We start from the raw sequence: 21,691 nt of genomic DNA, 5'->3' as shown, positions 1-21,691 counted from the left end.
AACCAGATTAATTATGGAAATGCAACAGTTTTATTATGACAACAAAATTGTAAAAAAGTTCCTTTATGCCACTATTGTTTTTGGCGTTGTAGGTATGGCTGTCGGGCTTTTGCTCGCCTTCTTTTTTCTTTTTCCCAACCTCACAGATGGGATTTCATGGCTTAGTTTCGGAAGGCTACGTCCATTACACACCAATGCCGTAATTTTTGCCTTTGTGGGTAACGCCATGTTTGCCGGAATTTATTATTCCCTTCAGCGACTTCTTAAAACAAGGATGTTTAGCAACTTCCTCAGCAATGTCCATTTTTGGGGGTGGCAATTGATTATAGTGGCAGCAGCAATTTCTTTGCCTTTGGGTTATACTTCTTCAAAGGAGTATGCCGAACTGGAATGGCCAATTGATATTGCCATTGCCTTAATCTGGGTTGTTTTCGGAATTAATATGATTGGAACTATTCTCCGAAGAAGAGAGCGCCATTTATATGTGGCGATTTGGTTCTACTTAGCCACTTTTGTTACGGTAGCTGTATTGCACATTTTCAACAGTATTGAATTGCCTGTATCGTTAACGAAAAGTTACTCTGTGTATGCAGGTGTTCAGGATGCTTTAGTGCAATGGTGGTATGGCCATAATGCTGTTGCATTTTTCCTTACTACGCCGTTCCTTGGGTTGATGTATTATTTTGTGCCAAAGGCTGCCAACAGACCTGTTTATTCCTATCGATTGTCCATAGTACACTTTTGGTCACTTATTTTTATCTATATCTGGGCAGGACCTCACCACTTATTGTATTCCGCATTACCCAATTGGGCACAAAACCTAGGGGTTGTCTTTTCAATCATGCTGATTGCGCCATCATGGGGTGGTATGATTAACGGGTTACTGACTTTACGTGGCGTTTGGGATAAGGTGCGTGTAGAACCGGTACTTAAATTTTTTGTGGTAGCCATTACAGGCTATGGTATGGCCACTTTTGAAGGGCCAATGCTATCGCTAAAAAATGTTAACGCGATTGCCCATTTTACGGATTGGATCATTGCCCACGTACACGTTGGTGCTCTCGCCTGGAATGGCTTTTTGGCCTTCGGTATGATTTACTGGCTGATTCCAAGAATGACTAAAGGACCATTATTTTCAAACAAACTCGCTAATTGGCATTTCTGGCTGGGAACCCTGGGAATTATTTTATATGCGCTTCCGATGTATGTTGCCGGATTTGTTCAGGCTTCTATGTGGAAACAATTCAATCCTGACGGGACATTAACTTATGGTAATTTCCTTGAAACGGTAAACCAAATTATGCCTATGTACTGGATGCGTGCCATTGGAGGAACAATGTATATCATCGGAATGTTTATACTAGTATACAACATCATTCGTACGGTAAAAGCGAATGCTGTTATAAGTGATGAATTAGCTGAAGCTCCAGAACTGGAAAGAGTAAGTAACGCAAGGGTTAAGGGTGAAAAATTCCATCCATGGCTGGAAAGAAGACCGATACAATTAACAATATTAGCGACTGTCGCTATCCTGATAGGGGGTATCATCCAGATAGTTCCAACCATAATGGTAAAATCCAATATTCCAACTATTGCAAGCGTAAAACCTTATACTCCATTAGAATTGGAGGGCCGTGACCTCTATATCCGCGAAGGATGTGTTGGCTGCCATTCCCAAATGGTACGTCCATTCCGTAGTGAGGTGGAACGGTATGGTCCACAATCCAAAGCAGGTGAGTTTGTATATGATCATCCATTTTTATGGGGTTCCAAAAGAACCGGTCCTGACTTATTGCGAATAGGTGGAAAGTATAACGATAACTGGCATTTTAACCATATGTGGGATCCACAATCCACTTCTGCCGGTTCTATCATGCCGGGTTATAAATGGCTTTTTGACAATAAGGCATTGGATGTTTCGGATATCGAAAAGAAAATGAAGGTAATGCGCGAATTAGGTGTTCCTTATACCGATTATGAAATAGCAAATGCGACCAAAATGATAACTGCTCAAGGGAATCAGATTGAGAAAAACCTTTATGCAGACCCTGATTTTGTGAAGAGTTATGAAGACAGCAAGAAAAAAGCACAAGCTAAAGGGGAGCAATTTGTTCCAATGCGTGACCGTGAAATAGTTGCACTTATCGCTTACATACAAAGATTGGGCACTGATATCAAAGTAAAAGATAAATCTAACAAGTAAAAAACATGTTTGAACCTATAAAACACAATTTGGAAACTATTGACGGAGTGGCCATTTATCCAATAGTTTCATTACTCATATTCTTCCTTTTCTTTTTGGGACTGGGAATCTGGGTATACACTTATAAAAAGGAAACGATAGTTGCCTTTAGCCAAATGCCATTGAATGAAAATCATAATGATGAACTTTTAATTCCAGAAAAATGAAAAAAATGCTTCCTGTTTATGTTAGACTTCCGATAATTTTCTTTTCGGTTTTTGGAGCCTTGGAATATTTTATCGATTCGGGAGACCGCCCGGCCTTTGTAAAGTATCCAATGGTAATTCTATTTCTTTTCATATTCCTGTTCCTTCTTATTGCTATCGAGATTGTGGTTGCAGCAGTAGATAATGTGACTTATCAAATGTTGACTGAGGAACAAAAAAAGCAGCTTGAGGAAGTTACTTCTGTGGAAATCAGTATTACCGAAAAGCAATGGTATAAAAATTTGATGAAGCGCCTTACAAGGTCAGAACCGATTGAAAATAACGATTTGCTTTTATTGGATCATAATTATGACGGTATCAGGGAATTAGATAATAAATTACCGCCATGGTGGCTGTATCTTTTTTATGGAGGAATTCTGTTTGGAGCCATATACCTCGTACGTTACGAAATTATGGGTGGCGATGATCAGGAAACGGAGCTCAGGAAAGAATTGGCACAGGCCAAAGCTGACGTTGCCAAATACATGCTTACAGCTCCTGATATGATGGATGAAAATAAGGTAACAAAAGTGACAGAGGCAGCTGGTCTTGCCAAAGGGAAAGCCATTTATGATACCAATTGTGCAGCCTGCCATAGAGCTGATGGTGGTGGGCAAATCGGACCAAACTTAACCGATGAACATTGGATTTTTGGTGGAAGTATTAAGAACCTATTTCATACCATAACTAATGGTGGCCGTGACGGAAAAGGAATGGTAGCCTGGAAAGGGACCTTGAAACCAACAGAAATCCAACTTGTGGCAAGTTATGTTTTATCATTACAGGGAAGCAATCCTAAAGACCCTAAAGCGCCGGATGGCGAGGTCTGGATAAATCCGGAGGGTGTAGGACAAACATCAGGATCACCATCAAAAGCCGCCAAAAAATAGCATTATGCTCAACAACAGTGAAAAAGAAGCTTTCAGGGACAGTATAGGAACATTGGATGAAGAAGGAAAAAGAAAGTTTGTTTTTCCGAAAAAGCCAAGCGGGAAATTTTACAACTACCGCAAATATGTAAGCTATTTTCTGTTGGCAATATTGATAGCCAACCCTTTCGTGAAAGTCAATGGCAATCAGTTCATGATGTTTAATGTGCTGGAGCGCAGGTTCAATATCTTCGGATTTCCGTTTTGGCCACAGGACTTTTACATATTTGTCCTTGTCATGATTACCGGAGTCGTTTTCGTGACGTTGTTTACAGTCGTTTTCGGGAGGATATTCTGCGGCTGGATTTGTCCTCAGACTATTTTTCTGGAAATGGTTTTCAGACGGATTGAGTTTTGGATTGATGGTGATCGTGGCGCTCAGTTAAGGCTTGATAAACAGGAATGGAATGCAGAAAAAATTAAGAAACGATTGTTGAAATGGTTATTATTTTTCCTGATTTCTTTTTTGATAGCCAATGTTTTTCTTGCTTACATAATTGGTAGTGATGAGTTGTTCCATATGATTGAAGTTGGGCCACTACAGGAACTTGGGAATTTGATTGCCCTATTGATATTTACCGGAGTTTTTTATTTTGTATTTGTCTGGTTCCGCGAACAGGTCTGTATTATTGCCTGTCCATATGGGCGTTTGCAAGGGGTACTTTTGGATAATAAATCGATAAATGTGGCCTATGATTTTGTGCGGGGTGAGAAAGAAACGGGAAGAGCCAAATTCAATAAAAAAGAAGACCGAGCCTTATCCGGAAAAGGTGATTGCATTGATTGTATGCAATGCGTTCATGTGTGTCCAATGGGAATTGATATCCGCAACGGGACGCAGCTGGAATGTACCAATTGTACCGCCTGCATTGACGAATGTGATGCCATTATGAAAAGTGTCGGCCTGCCAAAAGGATTAATCCGCTATGCTTCCGAAGATGAAATCGAGAAAAAAGCAACCTTTAAGTTCACCACACGAATGAAAGGATATACGGCAGTTTTAGGAATCCTAATAGGAATCCTTACCGGGATATTATTTTTAAGAAATGATGTGGAAGCAGATATACTAAGGATTCCGGGGCAGTTGTATCAGCATAAGGGAGACAATATCAGTAATGTCTATACCTATAAAATTGTCAACAAGACAGTAAAGGACTTTAAGGATATCCATTTCGTGCTGATTTCGCAGAAAGGGAAGATTACTACAGTAGGTCGAAGTCATTTTGCGTTAAAAGCCCAAGGTATTTCACAGGGAACGCTTTTTATTGAAATCAGTAAATATGTACTTGAAAATGACAAGACCAAAATAAAGATTGGTGTTTATGATGGGCAACATCTAATCGAAACGGAAAAAACAATTTTTTTAAGCCCTAGGGCTTTTAATTAAAAATACTGGTATCATGAAAAAACCAAACTGGGGAACATCTATAGTTATTGCTTTTTTTCTTTTCATGAGTTTTATACTCTATTTTATCATTAAGGTGCAAAGCAATTCCAAATACGACAACGAACTTGTAGTAGAGGAATATTATAAGCACGATGCCCATTACAGTGATGAACTGGCCAAAATTCAGAATGCTGAAGATTTAGAACAAAAGCCTGTAATAGCTACAACAGACAAAGGAGTTACTATTACTTTTCCAAAAGAATTTAATACAAAAGAGATAAAAGGCAAAGTGTCCCTTTACAGGCCGTCGGCAAGAATACTGGATTTTGAATGTTATATCCGGTTGTCCAATGCCACAATGCTCATACCTAAGGAGGATTTTGCTGGCGGCAATTGGGACATGACCTTATCCTGGAGTTATAGAGGAAAAGATTATATAATCAAGAAACAACTATACATTCAATAATGATTTATACCGCTTTTATATTTGGATTAATCAGCAGCCTTCATTGCATTGGTATGTGTGGGCCAATAGCGATGATGCTTCCTTTGGACAGAAGCAACCCAACTAAAAAAGCATTGCAGATTTTAATATATCATTTGGGCAGAATTACTGCTTATGCAGGTTTGGGGTTAATTTTTGGCTTACTTGGAAAAGGACTGTTTCTGGCCGGAATCCAGCAAAAAACATCCATCATTATTGGAATTGTAATGATAGTTATTGCAATTGTACCTGAGAAGGTTTTTGCCCGGTATAATTTTTCAAAACCGGTTTTTCATGTGATTTCAAAAGTTAAATCAGGCTTAGGAAATCAATTCAGAAAAAAATCTTTATCCTCAATTTACACGATAGGATTACTAAACGGATTCTTACCCTGTGGATTGGTTTATACCGCTTTATTCGGAGCCTTAGCCATGCAAAATGAATGGTATGGAACAACTTACATGGCTTTATATGGTTTAGGAACCATTCCGATGATGAGCGCTGTGGTTTATATGGGCCATAGACTCGGACATCCTATCAGGAATAAAATAAACAAAATTGTACCGATAGTCACTGCCGGTATTGGCGTGCTGTTTATCCTCAGAGGTTTGGGCATAGGAATATCTTATGTTTCCCCAAGTGACGTGAGTTTGTTTGTTCAGTCAACACCCAATTGTCATTAATAACACTTAAATAATTTAGATATGGATAAACACGATTTATTACACGAATTCCCGGAACACCAAACTAAAATACACGAATTGAAATTGGCCGATCCGCATTTTAAAAAATTGTTTGATGAATACGACGAAGTAGAGCATGAAGTTCGCCGTCTTAACAATGGAGCCGAACTTGCCTCGGATGCTATCATTCATGCCAAGAAAGCCAAATTACTGCATATAAAAGATGCCATATTTTCAATATTGGCAAGTAATTAATAGAGTTTTAGTAGTTTGTAATATTTTTAGTTGTTGAGGCCACGTCGAAAGACGTGGTTTTTTTTAGGCCTTTTTAACGACGGTACTTCGATTGAAGCCGTTTTATTTTCAGTGATATGGAATCAAAAATAATACCTAAGGCCAACGAAACGGAACCGATTAAGAGGACAAGCAAACCCATATTAGCATAAAAAACGCCACCAATAATACCGCCGATAAAAAAGAAGCTGATTATCGTCAATCGCAGTTTTATGGAGGAATATAGTTTCTCCCGTGATCCTTCCTCCCGATAGAAAAACAATTGTGAAAGCTCGATGCCCAAATCGGTAAAAAGACCGGTTAAATGGGTTGTCCTAACAGTAGCATTAGAAATTCTTGTGACCAATGAATTTTGCAAACCCATGGCAAATAGCAAACTGCAGGCTATCAGATTCGGATTTTCCAATATCAGTCCCTTTCCCAAAAGCGCAATAAACAACAAAATTAAGCTTTCAATTGATGTTGGAATGATATAGATATAATTTTCATTTCTTCTTGACATGACTTCAACTATGAGGCTTGACGAAAACGAACCCAGAAAAAAGAAAAAGATATACAGAAAGTAAATAAAGCTCTGCCAGAAGTTCAATTTAAAAACTTCATCTACAAAAAAGGCAAAGTGTCCGGTTACATTAGTCGTCAATTTGGCTACCGCCAAAAAACCGGCCACATTTACAAGTCCGGCGACAAAAGACAACAATGAAGCTATTTGCAAATTGTGTTTTGCCGTTCTGGTTCTGCCCTGATGTATAAACATTTGTTTTAAATTTTGTTTGAAATTGACTATCGCTTTTGAGCAACGTTGAATGCGGTAATAATGCCTGTGACTAAGATTAAAACCAAAACCACTTTTTTGAATTGCGCTTCCGAAATTTTCTGAAGCAATTTTTTTCCGATGAATGTACCTATGATGCTTACCACAAATAGTATCGGAATGAGGTATAAATCATCTTTATGTATAAAACCATTAAGCCCGTAAACAATGGTTCTGCTTCCATCTATGGCTAAATCAATTACGGCCGAAGTGGCAATAAAACTTTCCATTTTTAAGTTAAATGCGGCCAATGTTATTCCCCTTATGGCACCACCGGTTCCAATCAATCCTGCAATAAAACCCGAAGTAACGCCACCGGTTATACTGTTGATAGTCGTTGGTTTGATTGCCACTTTTTTAAAAATCAAGAAGAAAAGACTCAAGGCAATTAGGAAAACAGACAATCCGATTTGGAGCCATTTGGTGTCAATGAACTGGCTGAGATAAGCGCCCAGTATTACAAAAACTACAGCCGGAATTCCTAGGGTAATTATAAGTTTTTTGTCAATGCCTTTGTGGAAAAACCCAATTTTGGTGAGGTTGCTTAAAACATGGAAAATGGCTGTAACGCCAAGCACCGAATGGAAATCAAGAAAATAGCTCGCTATAGGCACAAAGAACATTGAAGAACCAAAGCCACCGACAGTTCCTAAAATTTCTGCCATTAAGGCCAATAATATAAAATAGACAAGATATTCCAAGACTGCTAAAGGAATTAAAATTTAAAAATACAAAATGTGCGCTACACTGTCATCGAAAACAGTTTGGTTTGTGGTGATCTTCTTTTTAAGCGTAAATCAAATGCCATGCAGATGTTTCTTATATAGGCTTTTCCAGTGGCCGTAACTTTAATACACTTGTTTTCAATGGTCACAAGCCCGTCGGCCTGCATTTCTCCGAGTTGCAAAAGGACCAATGGAATCTCATCAAAATATAACTTGTCAGCTGCCCATGACGTTTCAAACCGGCACATCAGGTTATGGATATGCTGTCTGATGATTAAATCTTCCGTATCGAGAACATGGCCTTTAACGATTGGCAATCTATCATTTTCCAATAACTGATAGTACTTTTCAATATTTTTTTCATTCTGGGCAAAACCGTGCCAACAGTCACCGATAGCTGAAACTCCCAGGCCAATTATCATTTTGGTTTTTGAAGTAGTATAGCCCATAAAGTTGCGGTGAAGATTCCCCGATTCTGAAGCCATATATAGCATATCAGTCTTAAGGGCAAAATGATCCATTCCGATTTCTTCATAGCCATTGCTCAGCAACAGTTTTTTTCCTACTTCATACAGGATTCTTTTCTCATCATCTTTCGGAATATCTTCATCCTTAAAGCCACGTTGGCCGTTTCCTTTTATCCAGGGTACATGTGCGTAACTGTAAAATGCGATTCGATCAGGTTGCAATGCCTTTGTTTTCTCGATTGTATCAACAACGTCCTCTATGCGTTGAAAAGGGAGACCAAAAATAATATCATGCCCGATAGAAGTATATCCTATTTCCCTTGCTTCCATGGTAACCTTGGCGACGTTGCCGAAAGGCTGTACGCGGTTGATAGCCTTTTGCACTTTTGGAGAATAATCCTGGACACCAAAACTAACCCTTCTGAATCCAAGTTTATACAATTTCTCAAGATGGACTGTTGTGGTATTATTGGGATGTCCTTCAAAGCTCATTTCACAGTCGGAAGCTTTATTGGAACTCGAAAAAATGCCGTTAATGAGGGCCTTAAGATTATGAGTTGAAAAGAAAGTCGGGGTACCGCCGCCAAGATGGATTTCCCTGATAATTGGTTTTTCCTTAAACAGGCTGCAGTATAAGCTCCATTCCTTAAGTACAGCCTGGATATAGGGATTTTCTACCTGATGGTTTTTAGTGATTCTTTTATGACAACCGCAAAAGGTACACATGCTTTCGCAAAATGGCAAATGGATATATAGGCTTAATCCATCATTTTTGTTTTTTATATAGGATGCCTGACACGTATTTTTCCACACGTCAAAATTAAAATCTTCATTCCAGTAGGGCACTGTGGGGTAGCTCGTATAACGCGGCCCCGGAACATTATATTTTTGGATTAGTGACTCGTTCATTGGTTTAAATTTCCGCTAAGGTAAATACCTTATGGAGTGATAAAAATGACGATGGTCATAATGGTAGAATGTTATTCTTAAATCTTTCCGGCTGGTCGTATTCAATTCGGTTAAGATGAAAAACGGCATAGGTAAAATCATGATGATCAAGTCTCCACGCTGCCTGTATTGTAGTGGGAATCATTATATCATTAAATGTTTTATAGTTTGATAACCTCCCAATCCAGGTTTTAAGTTCCTTTCCTCCCATATATCGGGTGGTTTCAAGTTGTACGATTTCGTATGCATCGTTAAATGTAACAATATAATACACCGCTAATTTTTTATACGCAAAAACCAATTTGGCCTGATGGTCGTTGAGTGGTTCCCAATGCAGGTAATCATTGGGGAGCAATGCTGTTGGAAACCATACGCATTCCCCAAGCCAACGGAGTAGTTCTCCTTGTGAAAATTCACTACCTGAACCTTTTGCAATCCTGATAAAGAAAAAAAAGTACACCTTAAGGCTGCCTTCTCCATTAATAAAACTATCGATTGCCGTCAAACCGTTCATTTTTCCTTTCCAGATAAATCCGGGCTTGTTGACCGTAAAATATTCTTCGCCTTTAATGCTTGCCCATTTACTTTCGATTGATGTTTTAAAGCGGCCATGATGTTTGAGCCTGACATAATTTAGGTAGGGTTGCCCTTCTGTCAGCACATGGCTGAAATACTGTTGAACGGGAACCGGCAGCCCTGAAAGTTGCTCAGAATGAAAAACATTGCCATCCATTTTATCGGACTGTTTAAAGAGATGTTCAACATTATCATCAAATTTTTTCAATGCGGTCAATAATCCAATAAGCACAATTAGAATTATTGCCAAAACAAGGTATATAAATACTATCATGGATTTTGATGTTAAATTTCTATAACCTGTAGTAATTGAGGTACGCTGCTGTCATAACCATAGCGCTCGCGAACTTTGATTCGCATTTCATCAGCCGGTTGGTTTTCACCATGTACTAGAAATACCATTTTAGGTTTGGTTTCCAATTCTGAAACCCAGTTTAAAAGATCGGTCTGGTCACCATGAGCAGACAAACCCTTTATTTCTAATATTTTGGCATTTACAGGATAATATTTTCCATAAATCTTAATTTCTGTAGCGTTTTCCAATAATTTTCTACCCCGTGTTCCTTCGGCTTGGTAGCCTACAATTATTACTGTCGTTGTTGCTAAGCCAATGTAATATTCCAAATATGCTAAAACCCTGTCGCCAGTCAGCATGCCACTGGCTGCTATGACTACTTTGGGTTGTTTGTCATATATGGTCGCTATGGTATCTTCATAATTGGAAATCAAAGTGAACATAGCACACATTTCAGCACAATCTTCCGGGGAAAGTTTATGCCATTTGCTGTTTTCACGAAGAATATCGAGTACACTAATGCCCATAGGCGTGTCTAAAATATAAGGCACATCAGGAATGCGTTTTTCTTTTTTTAGCTGCCACAAAAGATACATGACCGATTGCGCACGTTCGACTGCAAATCCGGGAATAATAACTGTACCATTGTTACGGATTGTATTATTGATGTACGTTTCAAGTTCAAGGCTGGCATCATCTTTAGGGTGTAATCTGTTTCCGTAAGTACTTTCCAAAAAAACGTAATCAGCTTTTTTAGGACGCACAGGAGGAAACATTAATACGTCGTTGTCCCTGCCAATATCTCCTGAAAAAACCAATAGTTTGTTTTCAATACACAATGATATGCTACAGGCTCCTATGATATGGCCGGCATTGGAAAATTCAGCTGAAATTTCGGCATCAAGAGCGACTGGTTTTCCTGTTTCAATAATGCGGAAAAGCGGCAATACCTTTTCGGCCTGCTTTATGGTGTATAAAGGTTCAGCGATCAGATGTTTTGAATATTTTCCCTTGTTGGCCAATTCTGCTTCTTCTTCCTGGATTTTGGCACTGTCCAGCATGACGAGCCTTGCTACATCTTTTGTGGGTGAAGTGCAATATATCTTTCCACAAAAGCCCTGTTCTACCAATCTTGGCAACCATCCGCAATGATCCAAATGCCCATGAGTAAGCAATACAAAGTCTATTGATGACGGAAGTACCGGTAAAGGTTCCCAGTTCAGTTCACGCAAGGCCTTGATACCCTGAAATTGGCCACAGTCTATCAGGATTCGAAGACCATTACTTTCAATAAGCGTCTTTGAGCCGGTAACTGTTCCGGCACCGCCAAGGAATTGTATCTTCATTTCTGTAAGTATTTGCAAAGCCCTATGGCCTCATTTAAAATATTTTTCTGTCTGTTTTCGCTAATTCCGATAGTAGCAAGCATTTCGGGAAATTCCATCAATTGTTTTACAAGGATGATTTCTAAAATGAGCAGTTTTTCTTTTTCCAGAATAGTCAAGGTCGTAAGACAAGTTACCGGATAAAGTTCATTATTGTCAATTTTGGTTTTTAGGCAGTCGTTTTTAGGATAATCCCAACTTAATAATCCCAACCCTGCACAGTTTGCAAAAGTTTCGGCATCGGTTGAAAATCTATTGTTGGTGACGATTTTGCAATAGTCGATAGAATCCCTGTCATTAAAAATATTGTGCTGATTATTCTTTAAATCATTGAAACGCGAGAGTATATACATCGGAACTTTTATATCCGAAACTGTTGCGCTTTTTGCATGAAATTTGCATTCTATCATCGTTAACATCTTGTCTTTTTTCAGGATCACATCAATTTCATGCGATACACATTTTCCCTGCAGAATTATATTGGTCTTTGCTTCATAACCTTCTGACTTAAAAATGAGTGAAACAAATTTCTCAAAGAAAAAACCTGCAGGTCCAAGTTGCTGAATGGCAGTGCGAAGATTATACCTGGCGGCATGTGATGCTGAAATTCTTTTGAGCATTTTTCCAACCAAACGGTAAATATGACTGGTTCTCATGCCATCATGTAATTGACTTTCAACAGTAAGCATTATATTTTCAATATCACGCTCTGACGCACCAGACCTCTGCAGTGAGTGTTTTAGTTTACTTCTGTTAAAATCGACAATATCGCCTGAATTTTTTATGATTTTCATAGGTCGAAAGGTGCTTTATTTCAACTGGTTTCAATTATCAGGCAGGTTAACATAGTCACCGGGAATGCCCATTTCATTAACCATTTCGTTTACTCTTATCCATTTTGATTTATCTATGGCTGTAGTATCTACGACAATTATATTATCTAAATATGGAAGTATTCTTTTTCTCCTCACTATCTGTTTTTCGAAGCCATAACCATGCTTGCTGCGCATCCGATATTCAATGGTTTGCTGAGGATGTTTTGTGTTTCTATACAAAATAGACTGAGTCTTCCAATTATCAGCCCAAGTCAGAACAGCCACAGCGAGACATACCGAAAAAACAATAAGGAAAAGTAGAATCACATACTTTCTGGATAGCTCACCGAAGAGGTACTGACTTACAATAAGAGACAATGTTCCAATTGTAGTGAACACAATTAGAAACAGAATGATATTATTATTAATTTCAACAGCGGTAAGGCGCTCAATGAGCAGCAATGCCAATATTATAATTAATACTGAAATATATACAACCCGTTCTTTTTTTATGTTGCTTATCATGATATTGATTTTAAGTATCTGTTTTCTTTCTGGTGTTAAAGCCGAAAGGGACATATAACAAGCAACGACCATTTAGAGCAGTAAAAATAAGCGCTACTGCTATTGCTGTTATAAGGATTTGAACCATAACGGTTTGAGTGTTTGATAAATAAATCATGATTATTCCAAGGATAATCCTGATTATACTATCGGTTCTGCCTATATTTTTTTTCATCCTTTTTTTTTGGGTTTTAAGTTATACTTGTAAATTTACTTGTATCAAATCATATAAGAAATGATTTGTGTCACATCCCAAAGGCTAATCAATTTTGCATTTCCTTTGCTTTAGCTTTTGACTGTTTTTTAAAATAACCACGCAACAAGAAATTGTGTTTTATGGCCTCAAGATTTTCCTTTAACAATTGGCTAGACTTGTTTAGATTATTAATAACAGAATCCATCTTTTGCGCAGATGCGGAATCTTTTACCAGATAATTGACTGCACCTTTACCTTCTTTATACTCCAGAATCATTCCATCAAGATGGTTTACTGCTTGATTCATTGCTGTTCCCGATTGGTCAAGCTTAACAATGATGCTTTTTATTTTTGTTGCTGTTACAGTATCTTTTAGTACACCAATAACGCCATCATCTTTTTCGAGTGATGTAATTAAACGGTTTAATTTTCTCATTGAAACCGATGTTTCGACGCTGGTAAGCATAAGGTAATGCAACATTTTCTTCATATCTGAAGCCATAATGGTATCATTGAGCAAAACACCGATGCTGCCATCGCCCTGTTCAATCTTATTTGTGATTTTTAGTAAATCGGCTGTCAGTAGCGCAGCATTTTCATTGGTTACATTCAGGGTTTTTAAAATGTCTTCAGTGCGGATGCGGCTATAGGATTTGATAACAGAACCATCAGATACGGGCTGGTTTCCATTACCCGGGATTATATTGATAACCATGCTGCCCACAAGGCCGTCTGAACTTATCGCGGCCACTGCATCCTTTTTGATGTGTTTTAATATTTTCCTTTCAATGGCCATTTCAACCCGAATCGTAGTATCATTTATCATTTCGATAACGCGGACCGTTCCGGCATCTATACCGGAATAGCGGACATTGTTACCAGGCTGTAAGCCATTGACGTTATTGAATACTGCATATATTACTGCTGTCCTTCCAAAGAGAGTTTGTTTGTTTCCAATAAAATAAATGGCTACAATAAATACTAAAGAACCAAGAATCATAAAAATTCCAAGACTGAGTTTTTGTTTGGTAGTTTCTTTCATAATTTTTATTTAAAAAAGGCCTGAACCCGTTTATCGTTTGAAATCTCAAGTTGTTCAAATGAGCCTTGTGCATAATTGATTCCGTCAACTAGAAGTACTATACGATCGCCAATAGCTTTTGCACAATTAATATCGTGGGTAATGACAATTGATGCTGTCTTATATTTTTCGCGTATCGAATGCATTAATGCCACTATTTCTTTTGCAGTTTGAGGATCTAATCCAGTGGTTGGCTCATCATATAATATTACTTTAGGCTGTAAAATCAATGTACGTGCAAGAGCTACTCTTCGCTTCATTCCACCGGAAAGTTCTTCAGGCATCATATCGATGGTATGGGCCAGTCCAACATTAGTGAGTGCTTCCAATACTTGTGTTTCAGTGTTTACAATGTTGCCAAATTTCTCGCGATGCCGACGTAAAGGAAATTCAAGGTTTTCCCTGACTGACATCGAATCGTACAATGCACTTCCCTGAAAGAGGAAGCCTATTTCTAAACGGATTTTATTTAACTCCTCATCGCTGAGGAATTTTATTTCTTTTCCCATAACTTCAATTGACCCGGCGTCATAATCTTCAAGGCCAACAATGCATTTAATCATCACTGATTTTCCTGATCCTGATTTTCCCATGACCACAAGGTTTTCGCCTTCGTTTAGTTGCAAATCAAAACCCTTTAGTACTTGATTCGCACCATAGCTCTTAAAGAGTCCTTTTATATTTATTATTGGTTTCATATTATGTTTGGTATATGATATCAGCAACAAAAACGGCAACAAAGTCAATTAGAAAAAGTAGCATTGATGTAAATACTACAGAAGCATTTGCTGCAATACCAACTCCGGCTGTCCCTTTTTTACAGGCATAACCTTTGTAACATCCAATAAGTCCGATGGTAAAACCAAAAAAGAATGTTTTAATAACAGCAGGAACAATATCACTAAATTTCAATGCTTCAAAAACCTCATTAAAGTAAAGCAACAAGGAAACATTGCCTTTGAAATGTTCAACTAAAAAAGAAGCATAAATTGAAGTTGCATCCCCAAGTATAACAAGGAGCGGTATCATTAAGGTAGTTGCAACAATACGTGTTACAACAAGGTAGCGGAACGGATTGGTTCCGGAAACTTCCATAGCATCAATTTGTTCACTTACTTTCATAGAACCGAGCTCAGCGCTAATGCCGGAACTAATCCGTCCGGCACAAATTAAAGCTGTAATAATTGGCCCTATTTCACGAACAATGGAAATGCTTACCATTGATGACATCCATGATACTGCACCGAATTCTTCAAGAGTAGGTCTTGATTGCAGAGTGAAAACCATCCCAATAATGAAGGCAGTAACAATCACTAACGGAAGTGAACGGTTTCCAATTAAAAAACATTGTCTTAGCAGTTCATTAAATTCGAATGGACGCATAGGCAGTTCTCTAAAGAAGCGCTTTATGAAGTATGAGATTTCGCCTATTTCAATCAGGAAATCTTTCATGGGATTTTAAGATTCTTATTCGTCAATGATATCTTCCATTTCATTATTGAGTTCAATAATTTCACGTAGAAATTTCGAAGGGAAATCTCTGTTGGATCTTATTTGCAGTAAATTGGAGTTTTTTATCCCCTCAACAACATCGTCATTATGGGATTCGAGCTCTTCTTTAAGTTTGTTGAGGTGCTTTTCACTTGCATTATAAACCATTTTCCATTTCAAATTTCCATTGACATTATCGTCTTGATTAATCATTGATTCAAGTGATTTTAAGTTTGTTTCTGATATTGCAATCATCTTGTCAGCCGTAATCATAAATCTCTTCCAATTGGCTTCTGCTTCTTCCAAAGCGAATGCGGTTGTTTGTTCAGTAGATAATTCTTCATCCTCATATTTTTCTTCTTTGTTATTGCACATTTGTCCCAAAAGGGCAAAGAGGAACATGGATAATACAATGGCTAATGATTTCATCTTGATGACTTTTAGTTTTTATCAAATTTGAGATAATTAGCCAGGTAACGGAATGATTTTTAGCACTTGAAAAAATGATACTCCTCACTATTAAATCATTAAATTTTTTATCTTTGGCATAATAGGTTTCTCAATGAAAAATTCACAGCTTTTAGTTGATATTGTCCAAAACGCCATCGATGGTATCATTTCGATCGATGGAACCGGTATTGTCCAAAGTATTAACCCTTCTGCCTGTAAATTATTTGGTTATCTTCCTGATGAAGTGATTGGCAACAATATTTCAATGTTGATGCCACAGCCCGATCAACTGCAGCATGATCATTATCTGCGTAGATATCATGTTACACACAAACCAAGAATTATTGGTATCGGACGTGAGGTAACCGGGCTCAAACGCGATGGAAGTACTTTCCCAATGCGTCTTGGCGTTAGCGAGGTAAAATACAATGAAGATACTTTTTATGTTGGGTTTATCCATGATTTAACCCAGCAGAAAGAAGTAGAGGAGCGATTAAAGGATTATACATTACATCTTGAAGAGCTGGTGGAAGTTAGAACCCAATCGCTCAATGAAACAATCCTTGCACTGGAAAGTGCTAAGGAACAAATCAGCAATTCACTTGAAAGTGAAAAAGAACTCAATCAACTAAAAAGCAGGTTCATATCAATGGCTTCACATGAATTCAGGACACCATTGAGTACCATACAACTCTCGGCATCACTGGTAGATAAATATGCTGAATCAGCCGGAATATCGGAAATTTCAAAACACGCTGCTAAAATAAAAGCATCTGTTACCGGACTTACAGCAATCCTTAATAATTTCCTTCAAATCGAGAAATTAGAAAGTGGCAAAGTTGAAGCTCATTTTTCCAATTTTGATCTTATGGAGCTTGCTGCCGATATAACAGAAGAAATGCAGACACTTGCAAAATCCAATCAGAAAATCAATTATAGCAATCTGACTGAAACCACCAATGTAAATCTTGATAAAAACCTGATAAAGAACTGTATCATCAACTTACTGACCAATGCCATCAAATATTCAGAAGAAGGTTCCATAATTGAATTTAAGACAGAAATCAATCCTAAAGAATGCATTATTTCGGTAAAAGATAATGGAATAGGAATTCCCGAAGAGGATCAGAAATACCTTTTTGGTGCTTTTTTCAGGGCACATAATACGGGAAATATTCTGGGAACCGGTCTTGGGCTGAATATTGTTGCCCGACATGTCGAACTTATGAAGGGAGCAGTTACTTTTGAAAGCAATACTGATGGGACATTATTTACACTAACATTTCCAAAAATATGACAAAAATATTGATTATAGAGGATAACAATGATATCCGTGAAAATGTAATAGAGATACTTCGTTTATGTGGATACGAAGTTTATGAAGCCGACAATGGAAAGACTGGTACAGAATTGGCTATCAAGTATGTCCCGGATTTAATATTGTGTGACATCATGATGGGTGACCTCGATGGTTATGGAGTATTGCATCTGTTAAGTAAGAATGATGCCACTAAGGCTATTCCTTTTATATTTATGACAGCCAAATCTGAAAGGGCAGATATCCGTAAGGGTATGGAACTTGGCGCAGATGATTATCTTACAAAGCCTTTTGATGATACCGAATTGCTGAACGCTATAGAAACCAGGCTGAAGAAAAAAGAAATCCAACAGGAATATTATAGTAAATCAATAGAAAAGCTCAATACTATTGTGGCTGCTAAAGATGGACTGAATGAATTGAAACTGGCTTTGGAGGAAAGAAAAGTGAGGTCTTTTAAAAAGAATCAGCCAATATATTATGAAGGTGACCGTTCTGTGGGAATATGGATTGTACTTGATGGTAAAGTGAAAACAACCAAAATGGCGGAAGACGGCAGGGAACTGATGACCGGGATGTTTGAGACTGACGATTTTATAGGAATAAATACACTGTTTTCAAGTGATATTTATAATGACACGGCAATAGCGATAGAAGACAGCCATTTGTCTAATTTTCCAAAAGACCAATTTGAAAAATTCATCAATTTATATCCTGATGTAGCCGAAAAATTTATCGGAATACTTTCCAACCAAATCAGGCAACAGGAAGAGCAATTGTTACAATTAGCCTACCAATCGGTGAGAAAAAGAATAGCAGAATCTTTATTGCGCTTACAAAAACAGGAAAATAATAGCGACAGCATCAGTATAAGCCGCATTGATCTGGCAGCGATGTCGGGTACTGCTCCTGAAACCGTAAGTCGTACCTTAAGTGATTTTAAGGATGAAGGTTTTATTGAGAAGAAAGGCAGTGCCATTACTTTTCTCGACGCCAAAAAGTTGGAGAAATTAAAGAATTGATTTCAAATTCAACAACATCAATAAGAAGGAATATCATTAAAACCCTTTAGTTCCAGTTGATTAATTTTTTTATCGATGCGTTTCCAAGTCGCAGTATTGATCTTGGTGGTATCTGTATCGGTGACATAGTCCAGAAAAGGCATAATTTTTTTACGCTCCACAATGCGTTTTTTATAGCCAAAGGCAAAGCGGTCGCCCCGCATTTGGAATTCTATAGTTTTATCATCATCGTTTTTATTAGTGTATAAAATCGTTTGTGTTTTCCAACTGCCACCCCATGTCAAATAGGCCTTCAACAAAACCACAATAACAACAACTATGAAAATTGTCACTCTTTTTCTTACTGCATTATATCCAAATAAAATCCAGCTTATCCAAAAGGAAAGTAATGAAGCCGAAATAATATACAATAGCAACCTGATATAAAAATTATTAATATAAACTGGTGTAAATCTTTCAATGACTATAATACCGGTAGAGATAATAAAAATAATAAACCACTCGAAAAAGTCCATTTCCGGTATTTTGTTTCTTTTGACTTTTAAGTCGTCATGAGCCATTTTTCTCTGCATTTTAAATTTCATAATTTTTGTCTATGGTCAGGAAATTTTCAATCTCCTTAACTTTGGGAACATTCCGAACCAAACGTGTCACAAGATTTTTCTGTTCTACATTATGCACTTTTCCTTTCAGTATAACCCTTTGTCCGAAAATTTCAATTTTTATTTCGGTAATAATTGAAGGATCACCATAAATGGCTGCAAATACATCTTTTTCACTAATTACTGATTCCCGTGTTTCGGGAATTGAAATATTGTTTACAATCTGTTTAATGCCCATAACATATTGTATGCATTCATTGGCCAGGTCTTTTTGATATTTCCATTTTAATTGCCCTTCAAGCCTAACATATCCATCATTCACGATAATCTTAATGTCCTTGTGTGAATTGCCAAAGTTTTTTCGGAATTTCTCAGAAATATTGAATTCTATTTCTGTGTCGCTGCATTTTACATTATCGTTCAGCACTATGGTAATTTCTTCAGTAACTGTCTTAACACCCTGGACCTCTTTTGCTATTTTCCTAGCCATTTCTTTTTTATAATACTTATCGGTATAGCCGGTTAACGCCACACAGCCGTTCTGAACCATTACTTCAAATTCAGCACTGTTGAGCATTGTATTAGACTGTAGCGCCTTTTCTATTTGTTGTTTTAAAATGGCATCGGTTCCCATTTTTAGCTATTATTTTAGGATACAAAAATGAAATAAACTATAAGCTAATAAAATGACCATCGTCATATTCATTTATGATTGGAAGCATTTTGCCGAAAATGTTTTAAATAGCTTTTGATATCGTCGGGTTGTTAATATGTAAATCCTTCGATTGAAAGATTTCAAAATCTTGCACAGAAATATACTCTTGATTTTAACCCTTCGATGGCACTCAGGTTGAGCTTATTTTTTAGGAGCATGGAGAATAATACTTAAGTTACTTTTAGAATTTTAAGTAATATTTCAACATCTTTTTTTTGCAAAGCTCTGAACCCAAATTCATGGTTGTTGCTGTTCCACAAGCGATACCATAATGTAAAGCGCTTTCGTGACTTTCACCATTTGCTAAACCAAAAACAAGTCCGGCCAGCATACTATCGCCAGCTCCAATGGTGCTTTTTACAATAACTTTTGGCGGCTTTAAAGCATACGTTTTCTCTTTGGTAACCATTATCGCCGTATTTTTAAGTGAAGTAATCAGTAACCTGGCATTAGTTATTATCCTTTCTCCTGTGGTCAGCTCATTGGCGTTAGTATTAAATGTTGATCCTTTGCTATTGGAAATTCCGATGACTTTGGGTGCGAGTTGTGCTTCTATGTTCCCTATGGGTACACCATCTAATGCGATAGTTTTTGCTAAAGGACACATCAAAATTCAAAACATGATGAGAACAGGACTAGTGCTAAATGTGATTTGTATAATGATAATCACTGTTTTTTGTTGGCTTTTTCTTTCTATGGTAATGGCGCTTGAATTGTAGATTTTTTCAACGTAATGAAAAAGAAGTAAAAACAGGATTATTGACAGATCTTATCTACTTGCAAGCCTGTAAGGACTGCAATGCTCCCATAAATGCCACAGCTCTTAATTGGACTTTTCCAATATCATTTGAATGATTTCATCCTTTGATAAAACCCCAGACTGCCTCCAGAGCTGTTTACCATTCTGAAACAGCATCATTGTTGGAACACCTCTGACTTGATAAGAGGAAGCTATTCCTTGATTTTTATCCACATCTATTTTAATAATAGAGACGCGGTCACCCAAACTGTCTTTTACTTCTTTCAAAACAGGACTAAGCATTTTACAGGGCCCACACCAGGTAGCATAAAAATCGATTAAGACCGGTTTTTCAGCATTTATTATTTGGTTAAAGCTCGCATTCATATCAATCTTTATTAGTAGTATTTAAACCAAATAACGTATAAATAGGACAAAAACTTATGAAACTGGTTAATACTAAAAGGATAGCAATGACTAAAGCCAGTATTGCAAAAATGCCTTTTAGGGTATCTGTAAAATATAAAAAAGCAAGCACTATAGCGAAGGATACCCGTAGTTTTTTGTCTAAAGAACCCATGTTTTTTTTCATAATAATAACTTTTTTCTTGATTATGAAATCAAAGTTATATTATTCCATTTTGAAAGAGTGTGATATTTATCATATACCATCATTTATTTTTCATATATAATCTTGAATATGTTGGAGGCATAATGATAACTTTATTAATATATTATTGCAATCATCTTGCGGTCTGATTTTGAGCCTGGGAATTGTTTAACGTAACCTTATAATTTTTATTTAAAAATTAAATAACTTTGTACTCTATGAAAATTAGATATTTCATATTATTTATTCTTTTTGCATTTTGTTTGCCGCAAAATAGCGCGTTTGCCTGTAATGGAAAAAATTCGTGTAAAAAAGAAATATCTGAAACCAAAGAAAAAGATTGTTGCGATGAGTCCTGCAGAAATCATGAAAATGGGGAGCATAAAGGATGCAACGGCAAATGTGGGCATTCTTCTTGTGTTAATCCAATAGTATACACAGTGCTAAATAATAGCCCAGCCTTTTCAATTTATACTAACCAAATAGTTTTTTCGACTGAAAAAGCTTCATTTTATTATACGCAATCCCGACTTTCTGCGGGATTTTATACAGTTTGGCTCATACCTAAAATAAGCTTGTCCTAATTGCACAATAGCCACAGGTACGCCCAGTTGGAAGCTATAGCTTCCGTTTTTTAATTGTATAATTTAATA

General features: G+C 37.2%; 27 protein-coding genes. 10 read left to right on the top strand and 17 right to left on the bottom strand.

Annotation, left to right across the window (positions count from 1 at the left end; genetic code table 11):
• Positions 1-13: 13 nt before the first annotated feature.
• From ccoN to P1K33_RS12155, 7 genes are read left to right on the top strand one after another with little or no spacing between them, the layout of a single operon-like run.
• Positions 14-2,203 carry a cytochrome-c oxidase, cbb3-type subunit I gene (gene ccoN / locus P1K33_RS12185; RefSeq protein ID WP_284653255.1) on the top strand — a complete coding sequence of 730 codons (2,190 nt, stop codon included), beginning with the start codon at positions 14-16 and terminating at the stop codon, positions 2,201-2,203.
• A gap of 5 nt (positions 2,204-2,208) precedes the next feature.
• Positions 2,209-2,409 (top strand): CcoQ/FixQ family Cbb3-type cytochrome c oxidase assembly chaperone, encoded by a 201-nt coding sequence (locus tag P1K33_RS12180; protein ID WP_284653254.1) that lies wholly within the window; start codon positions 2,209-2,211, stop codon positions 2,407-2,409.
• Complete coding sequence (locus P1K33_RS12175) at positions 2,406-3,338, top strand: cbb3-type cytochrome c oxidase N-terminal domain-containing protein (RefSeq protein WP_284653253.1); 933 nt, start codon at positions 2,406-2,408, stop codon at positions 3,336-3,338. The genes P1K33_RS12180 and P1K33_RS12175 overlap by 4 nt, the downstream gene beginning before the upstream one ends.
• Positions 3,339-3,342: 4 nt before the next feature.
• Entirely contained in the window at positions 3,343-4,764 is a 1,422-nt protein-coding gene (gene ccoG / locus P1K33_RS12170) for a cytochrome c oxidase accessory protein CcoG (RefSeq protein WP_284653252.1), read from the top strand.
• A 13-nt stretch (positions 4,765-4,777) separates the two neighbouring features.
• Entirely contained in the window at positions 4,778-5,230 is a 453-nt protein-coding gene (locus P1K33_RS12165) for a FixH family protein (RefSeq protein ID WP_284653251.1), read from the top strand.
• Positions 5,230-5,931 (top strand): sulfite exporter TauE/SafE family protein, encoded by a 702-nt coding sequence (locus P1K33_RS12160; protein ID WP_284653250.1) that lies wholly within the window; start codon positions 5,230-5,232, stop codon positions 5,929-5,931. Before P1K33_RS12165 ends, P1K33_RS12160 begins: the two co-directional genes overlap by 1 nt.
• 21 nt (positions 5,932-5,952) lie before the next feature.
• Positions 5,953-6,186, top strand: a complete 234-nt coding sequence (locus tag P1K33_RS12155; protein WP_284653249.1) for an HP1242/YdcH family protein — start codon at positions 5,953-5,955, stop codon at positions 6,184-6,186.
• 73 nt (positions 6,187-6,259) lie between these two features.
• Here the strand turns inward: P1K33_RS12155 and P1K33_RS12150 are convergent, their stop codons facing one another.
• The 12 genes from P1K33_RS12150 to P1K33_RS12100 all read right to left on the bottom strand — a co-directional run bounded on the left by P1K33_RS12150 (position 6,260) and on the right by P1K33_RS12100 (position 16,011).
• Positions 6,260-6,982, bottom strand: a complete 723-nt coding sequence (locus tag P1K33_RS12150) for a YoaK family protein (protein WP_284653248.1) — start codon at positions 6,980-6,982, stop codon at positions 6,260-6,262.
• Positions 6,983-7,008: 26 nt separating this feature from the next.
• The gene (locus P1K33_RS12145) at positions 7,009-7,740 is read right to left on the bottom strand and encodes a sulfite exporter TauE/SafE family protein (RefSeq protein ID WP_284653247.1); all 732 of its coding nucleotides are present in this window, start codon (positions 7,738-7,740) and stop codon (positions 7,009-7,011) included.
• Positions 7,741-7,781: 41 nt separating this feature from the next.
• Entirely contained in the window at positions 7,782-9,140 is a 1,359-nt protein-coding gene (hemN, locus tag P1K33_RS12140; RefSeq protein ID WP_284653246.1) for an oxygen-independent coproporphyrinogen III oxidase, read from the bottom strand.
• 55 nt (positions 9,141-9,195) lie between these two features.
• The gene (locus P1K33_RS12135; RefSeq protein WP_284653245.1) at positions 9,196-10,029 is read right to left on the bottom strand and encodes a DUF6544 family protein; all 834 of its coding nucleotides are present in this window, start codon (positions 10,027-10,029) and stop codon (positions 9,196-9,198) included.
• A gap of 11 nt (positions 10,030-10,040) precedes the next feature.
• A complete protein-coding gene (locus P1K33_RS12130) occupies positions 10,041-11,396 on the bottom strand; it encodes an MBL fold metallo-hydrolase (RefSeq protein WP_284653244.1) in 1,356 nt (451 codons plus the stop codon).
• Complete coding sequence (locus P1K33_RS12125; protein ID WP_284653243.1) at positions 11,393-12,229, bottom strand: ATP cone domain-containing protein; 837 nt, start codon at positions 12,227-12,229, stop codon at positions 11,393-11,395. Before P1K33_RS12125 ends, P1K33_RS12130 begins: the two co-directional genes overlap by 4 nt.
• 30 nt (positions 12,230-12,259) lie before the next feature.
• Positions 12,260-12,775, bottom strand: a complete 516-nt coding sequence (locus tag P1K33_RS12120; protein WP_284653242.1) for a hypothetical protein — start codon at positions 12,773-12,775, stop codon at positions 12,260-12,262.
• 10 nt (positions 12,776-12,785) lie between these two features.
• Entirely contained in the window at positions 12,786-12,989 is a 204-nt protein-coding gene (locus P1K33_RS15385) for a YgaP family membrane protein (RefSeq protein ID WP_350028978.1), read from the bottom strand.
• An 88-nt stretch (positions 12,990-13,077) separates the two neighbouring features.
• Positions 13,078-14,052 (bottom strand): MlaD family protein, encoded by a 975-nt coding sequence (locus tag P1K33_RS12115; protein ID WP_284653241.1) that lies wholly within the window; start codon positions 14,050-14,052, stop codon positions 13,078-13,080.
• 5 nt (positions 14,053-14,057) lie between these two features.
• Complete coding sequence (locus P1K33_RS12110) at positions 14,058-14,789, bottom strand: ABC transporter ATP-binding protein (protein WP_284653240.1); 732 nt, start codon at positions 14,787-14,789, stop codon at positions 14,058-14,060.
• Position 14,790: 1 nt separating this feature from the next.
• Positions 14,791-15,543, bottom strand: a complete 753-nt coding sequence (locus tag P1K33_RS12105; RefSeq protein WP_284653239.1) for an MlaE family ABC transporter permease — start codon at positions 15,541-15,543, stop codon at positions 14,791-14,793.
• Positions 15,544-15,558: 15 nt separating this feature from the next.
• Entirely contained in the window at positions 15,559-16,011 is a 453-nt protein-coding gene (locus P1K33_RS12100) for a hypothetical protein (RefSeq protein ID WP_284653238.1), read from the bottom strand.
• A gap of 133 nt (positions 16,012-16,144) precedes the next feature.
• Between P1K33_RS12100 and P1K33_RS12095 the strand changes: the two genes are divergently transcribed.
• Together P1K33_RS12095 and P1K33_RS12090 are read left to right on the top strand one after the other, a co-directional pair.
• Positions 16,145-17,329: a PAS domain-containing sensor histidine kinase gene (locus P1K33_RS12095; protein WP_284653237.1), complete on the top strand. Its 1,185-nt coding sequence runs from the start codon at positions 16,145-16,147 to the stop codon at positions 17,327-17,329.
• Positions 17,326-18,372 (top strand): response regulator, encoded by a 1,047-nt coding sequence (locus P1K33_RS12090; protein ID WP_284653236.1) that lies wholly within the window; start codon positions 17,326-17,328, stop codon positions 18,370-18,372. The genes P1K33_RS12095 and P1K33_RS12090 overlap by 4 nt, the downstream gene beginning before the upstream one ends.
• Positions 18,373-18,389: 17 nt before the next feature.
• Here the strand turns inward: P1K33_RS12090 and P1K33_RS12085 are convergent, their stop codons facing one another.
• The 3 genes from P1K33_RS12085 to P1K33_RS15380 all read right to left on the bottom strand — a co-directional run bounded on the left by P1K33_RS12085 (position 18,390) and on the right by P1K33_RS15380 (position 20,125).
• On the bottom strand, positions 18,390-18,944 hold the full coding sequence (locus tag P1K33_RS12085) for a hypothetical protein (protein WP_284653235.1): 555 nt from the start codon (positions 18,942-18,944) through the stop codon (positions 18,390-18,392).
• Between the two features lies 1 nt (position 18,945).
• Positions 18,946-19,608: a BON domain-containing protein gene (locus P1K33_RS12080; RefSeq protein WP_284653234.1), complete on the bottom strand. Its 663-nt coding sequence runs from the start codon at positions 19,606-19,608 to the stop codon at positions 18,946-18,948.
• A gap of 262 nt (positions 19,609-19,870) precedes the next feature.
• Complete coding sequence (locus tag P1K33_RS15380) at positions 19,871-20,125, bottom strand: PfkB family carbohydrate kinase (RefSeq protein WP_350028982.1); 255 nt, start codon at positions 20,123-20,125, stop codon at positions 19,871-19,873.
• On the opposite strand from P1K33_RS15380, the gene P1K33_RS15375 reads away from it, so the two are divergent.
• Positions 20,037-20,408, top strand: coding sequence for an anion permease (locus P1K33_RS15375; RefSeq protein WP_350028981.1), 372 nt, complete (start codon positions 20,037-20,039; stop codon positions 20,406-20,408). The genes P1K33_RS15380 and P1K33_RS15375 overlap by 89 nt on opposite strands.
• Positions 20,409-20,512: 104 nt before the next feature.
• Here the strand turns inward: P1K33_RS15375 and trxA are convergent, their stop codons facing one another.
• Together trxA and P1K33_RS12065 are read right to left on the bottom strand one after the other, a co-directional pair.
• Positions 20,513-20,815: a thioredoxin gene (trxA, locus tag P1K33_RS12070; protein WP_284653232.1), complete on the bottom strand. Its 303-nt coding sequence runs from the start codon at positions 20,813-20,815 to the stop codon at positions 20,513-20,515.
• A 1-nt stretch (position 20,816) separates the two neighbouring features.
• Complete coding sequence (locus P1K33_RS12065; RefSeq protein ID WP_284653231.1) at positions 20,817-21,020, bottom strand: YgaP family membrane protein; 204 nt, start codon at positions 21,018-21,020, stop codon at positions 20,817-20,819.
• Between the last annotated feature and the right edge of the window lie 671 nt (positions 21,021-21,691).

Origin of the sequence: Flavobacterium terrisoli (assembly GCF_030167905.1) — a bacterium.
Taxonomy (GTDB): domain Bacteria; phylum Bacteroidota; class Bacteroidia; order Flavobacteriales; family Flavobacteriaceae; genus Flavobacterium; species Flavobacterium terrisoli.
The sequence above is the reverse complement of the archived record's forward strand: the minus strand, read 5'-3'. Positions and strand labels throughout refer to the sequence as shown.

What these genes read in the sequence shown, in the direction of transcription:
- ccoN (WP_284653255.1), top strand. Translation starts at nt 14, where the DNA reads ATGGAAATGCAACAGTTTTATTATGACAACAAAATTGTAAAAAAGTTC.
- P1K33_RS12155 (WP_284653249.1), top strand. Translation starts at nt 5,953, where the DNA reads ATGGATAAACACGATTTATTACACGAATTCCCGGAACACCAAACTAAA.
- ccoG (WP_284653252.1), top strand. Translation starts at nt 3,343, where the DNA reads ATGCTCAACAACAGTGAAAAAGAAGCTTTCAGGGACAGTATAGGAACA.
- P1K33_RS12160 (WP_284653250.1), top strand. Translation starts at nt 5,230, where the DNA reads ATGATTTATACCGCTTTTATATTTGGATTAATCAGCAGCCTTCATTGC.
- P1K33_RS12135 (WP_284653245.1), bottom strand. Translation starts at nt 10,029, where the DNA reads ATGATAGTATTTATATACCTTGTTTTGGCAATAATTCTAATTGTGCTT.
- P1K33_RS12105 (WP_284653239.1), bottom strand. Translation starts at nt 15,543, where the DNA reads ATGAAAGATTTCCTGATTGAAATAGGCGAAATCTCATACTTCATAAAG.
- P1K33_RS12100 (WP_284653238.1), bottom strand. Translation starts at nt 16,011, where the DNA reads ATGAAATCATTAGCCATTGTATTATCCATGTTCCTCTTTGCCCTTTTG.
- P1K33_RS12090 (WP_284653236.1), top strand. Translation starts at nt 17,326, where the DNA reads ATGACAAAAATATTGATTATAGAGGATAACAATGATATCCGTGAAAAT.
- P1K33_RS15385 (WP_350028978.1), bottom strand. Translation starts at nt 12,989, where the DNA reads ATGAAAAAAAATATAGGCAGAACCGATAGTATAATCAGGATTATCCTT.
- P1K33_RS12095 (WP_284653237.1), top strand. Translation starts at nt 16,145, where the DNA reads ATGAAAAATTCACAGCTTTTAGTTGATATTGTCCAAAACGCCATCGAT.
- P1K33_RS12180 (WP_284653254.1), top strand. Translation starts at nt 2,209, where the DNA reads ATGTTTGAACCTATAAAACACAATTTGGAAACTATTGACGGAGTGGCC.
- trxA (WP_284653232.1), bottom strand. Translation starts at nt 20,815, where the DNA reads ATGAATGCGAGCTTTAACCAAATAATAAATGCTGAAAAACCGGTCTTA.
- P1K33_RS12175 (WP_284653253.1), top strand. Translation starts at nt 2,406, where the DNA reads ATGAAAAAAATGCTTCCTGTTTATGTTAGACTTCCGATAATTTTCTTT.
- P1K33_RS12120 (WP_284653242.1), bottom strand. Translation starts at nt 12,775, where the DNA reads ATGATAAGCAACATAAAAAAAGAACGGGTTGTATATATTTCAGTATTA.
- P1K33_RS12165 (WP_284653251.1), top strand. Translation starts at nt 4,778, where the DNA reads ATGAAAAAACCAAACTGGGGAACATCTATAGTTATTGCTTTTTTTCTT.
- hemN (WP_284653246.1), bottom strand. Translation starts at nt 9,140, where the DNA reads ATGAACGAGTCACTAATCCAAAAATATAATGTTCCGGGGCCGCGTTAT.
- P1K33_RS12085 (WP_284653235.1), bottom strand. Translation starts at nt 18,944, where the DNA reads ATGCAGAGAAAAATGGCTCATGACGACTTAAAAGTCAAAAGAAACAAA.
- P1K33_RS12115 (WP_284653241.1), bottom strand. Translation starts at nt 14,052, where the DNA reads ATGAAAGAAACTACCAAACAAAAACTCAGTCTTGGAATTTTTATGATT.
- P1K33_RS12125 (WP_284653243.1), bottom strand. Translation starts at nt 12,229, where the DNA reads ATGAAAATCATAAAAAATTCAGGCGATATTGTCGATTTTAACAGAAGT.
- P1K33_RS12130 (WP_284653244.1), bottom strand. Translation starts at nt 11,396, where the DNA reads ATGAAGATACAATTCCTTGGCGGTGCCGGAACAGTTACCGGCTCAAAG.
- P1K33_RS12150 (WP_284653248.1), bottom strand. Translation starts at nt 6,982, where the DNA reads ATGTTTATACATCAGGGCAGAACCAGAACGGCAAAACACAATTTGCAA.
- P1K33_RS12110 (WP_284653240.1), bottom strand. Translation starts at nt 14,789, where the DNA reads ATGAAACCAATAATAAATATAAAAGGACTCTTTAAGAGCTATGGTGCG.
- P1K33_RS12080 (WP_284653234.1), bottom strand. Translation starts at nt 19,608, where the DNA reads ATGGGAACCGATGCCATTTTAAAACAACAAATAGAAAAGGCGCTACAG.
- P1K33_RS12065 (WP_284653231.1), bottom strand. Translation starts at nt 21,020, where the DNA reads ATGAAAAAAAACATGGGTTCTTTAGACAAAAAACTACGGGTATCCTTC.
- P1K33_RS15375 (WP_350028981.1), top strand. Translation starts at nt 20,037, where the DNA reads ATGGTGCTTTTTACAATAACTTTTGGCGGCTTTAAAGCATACGTTTTC.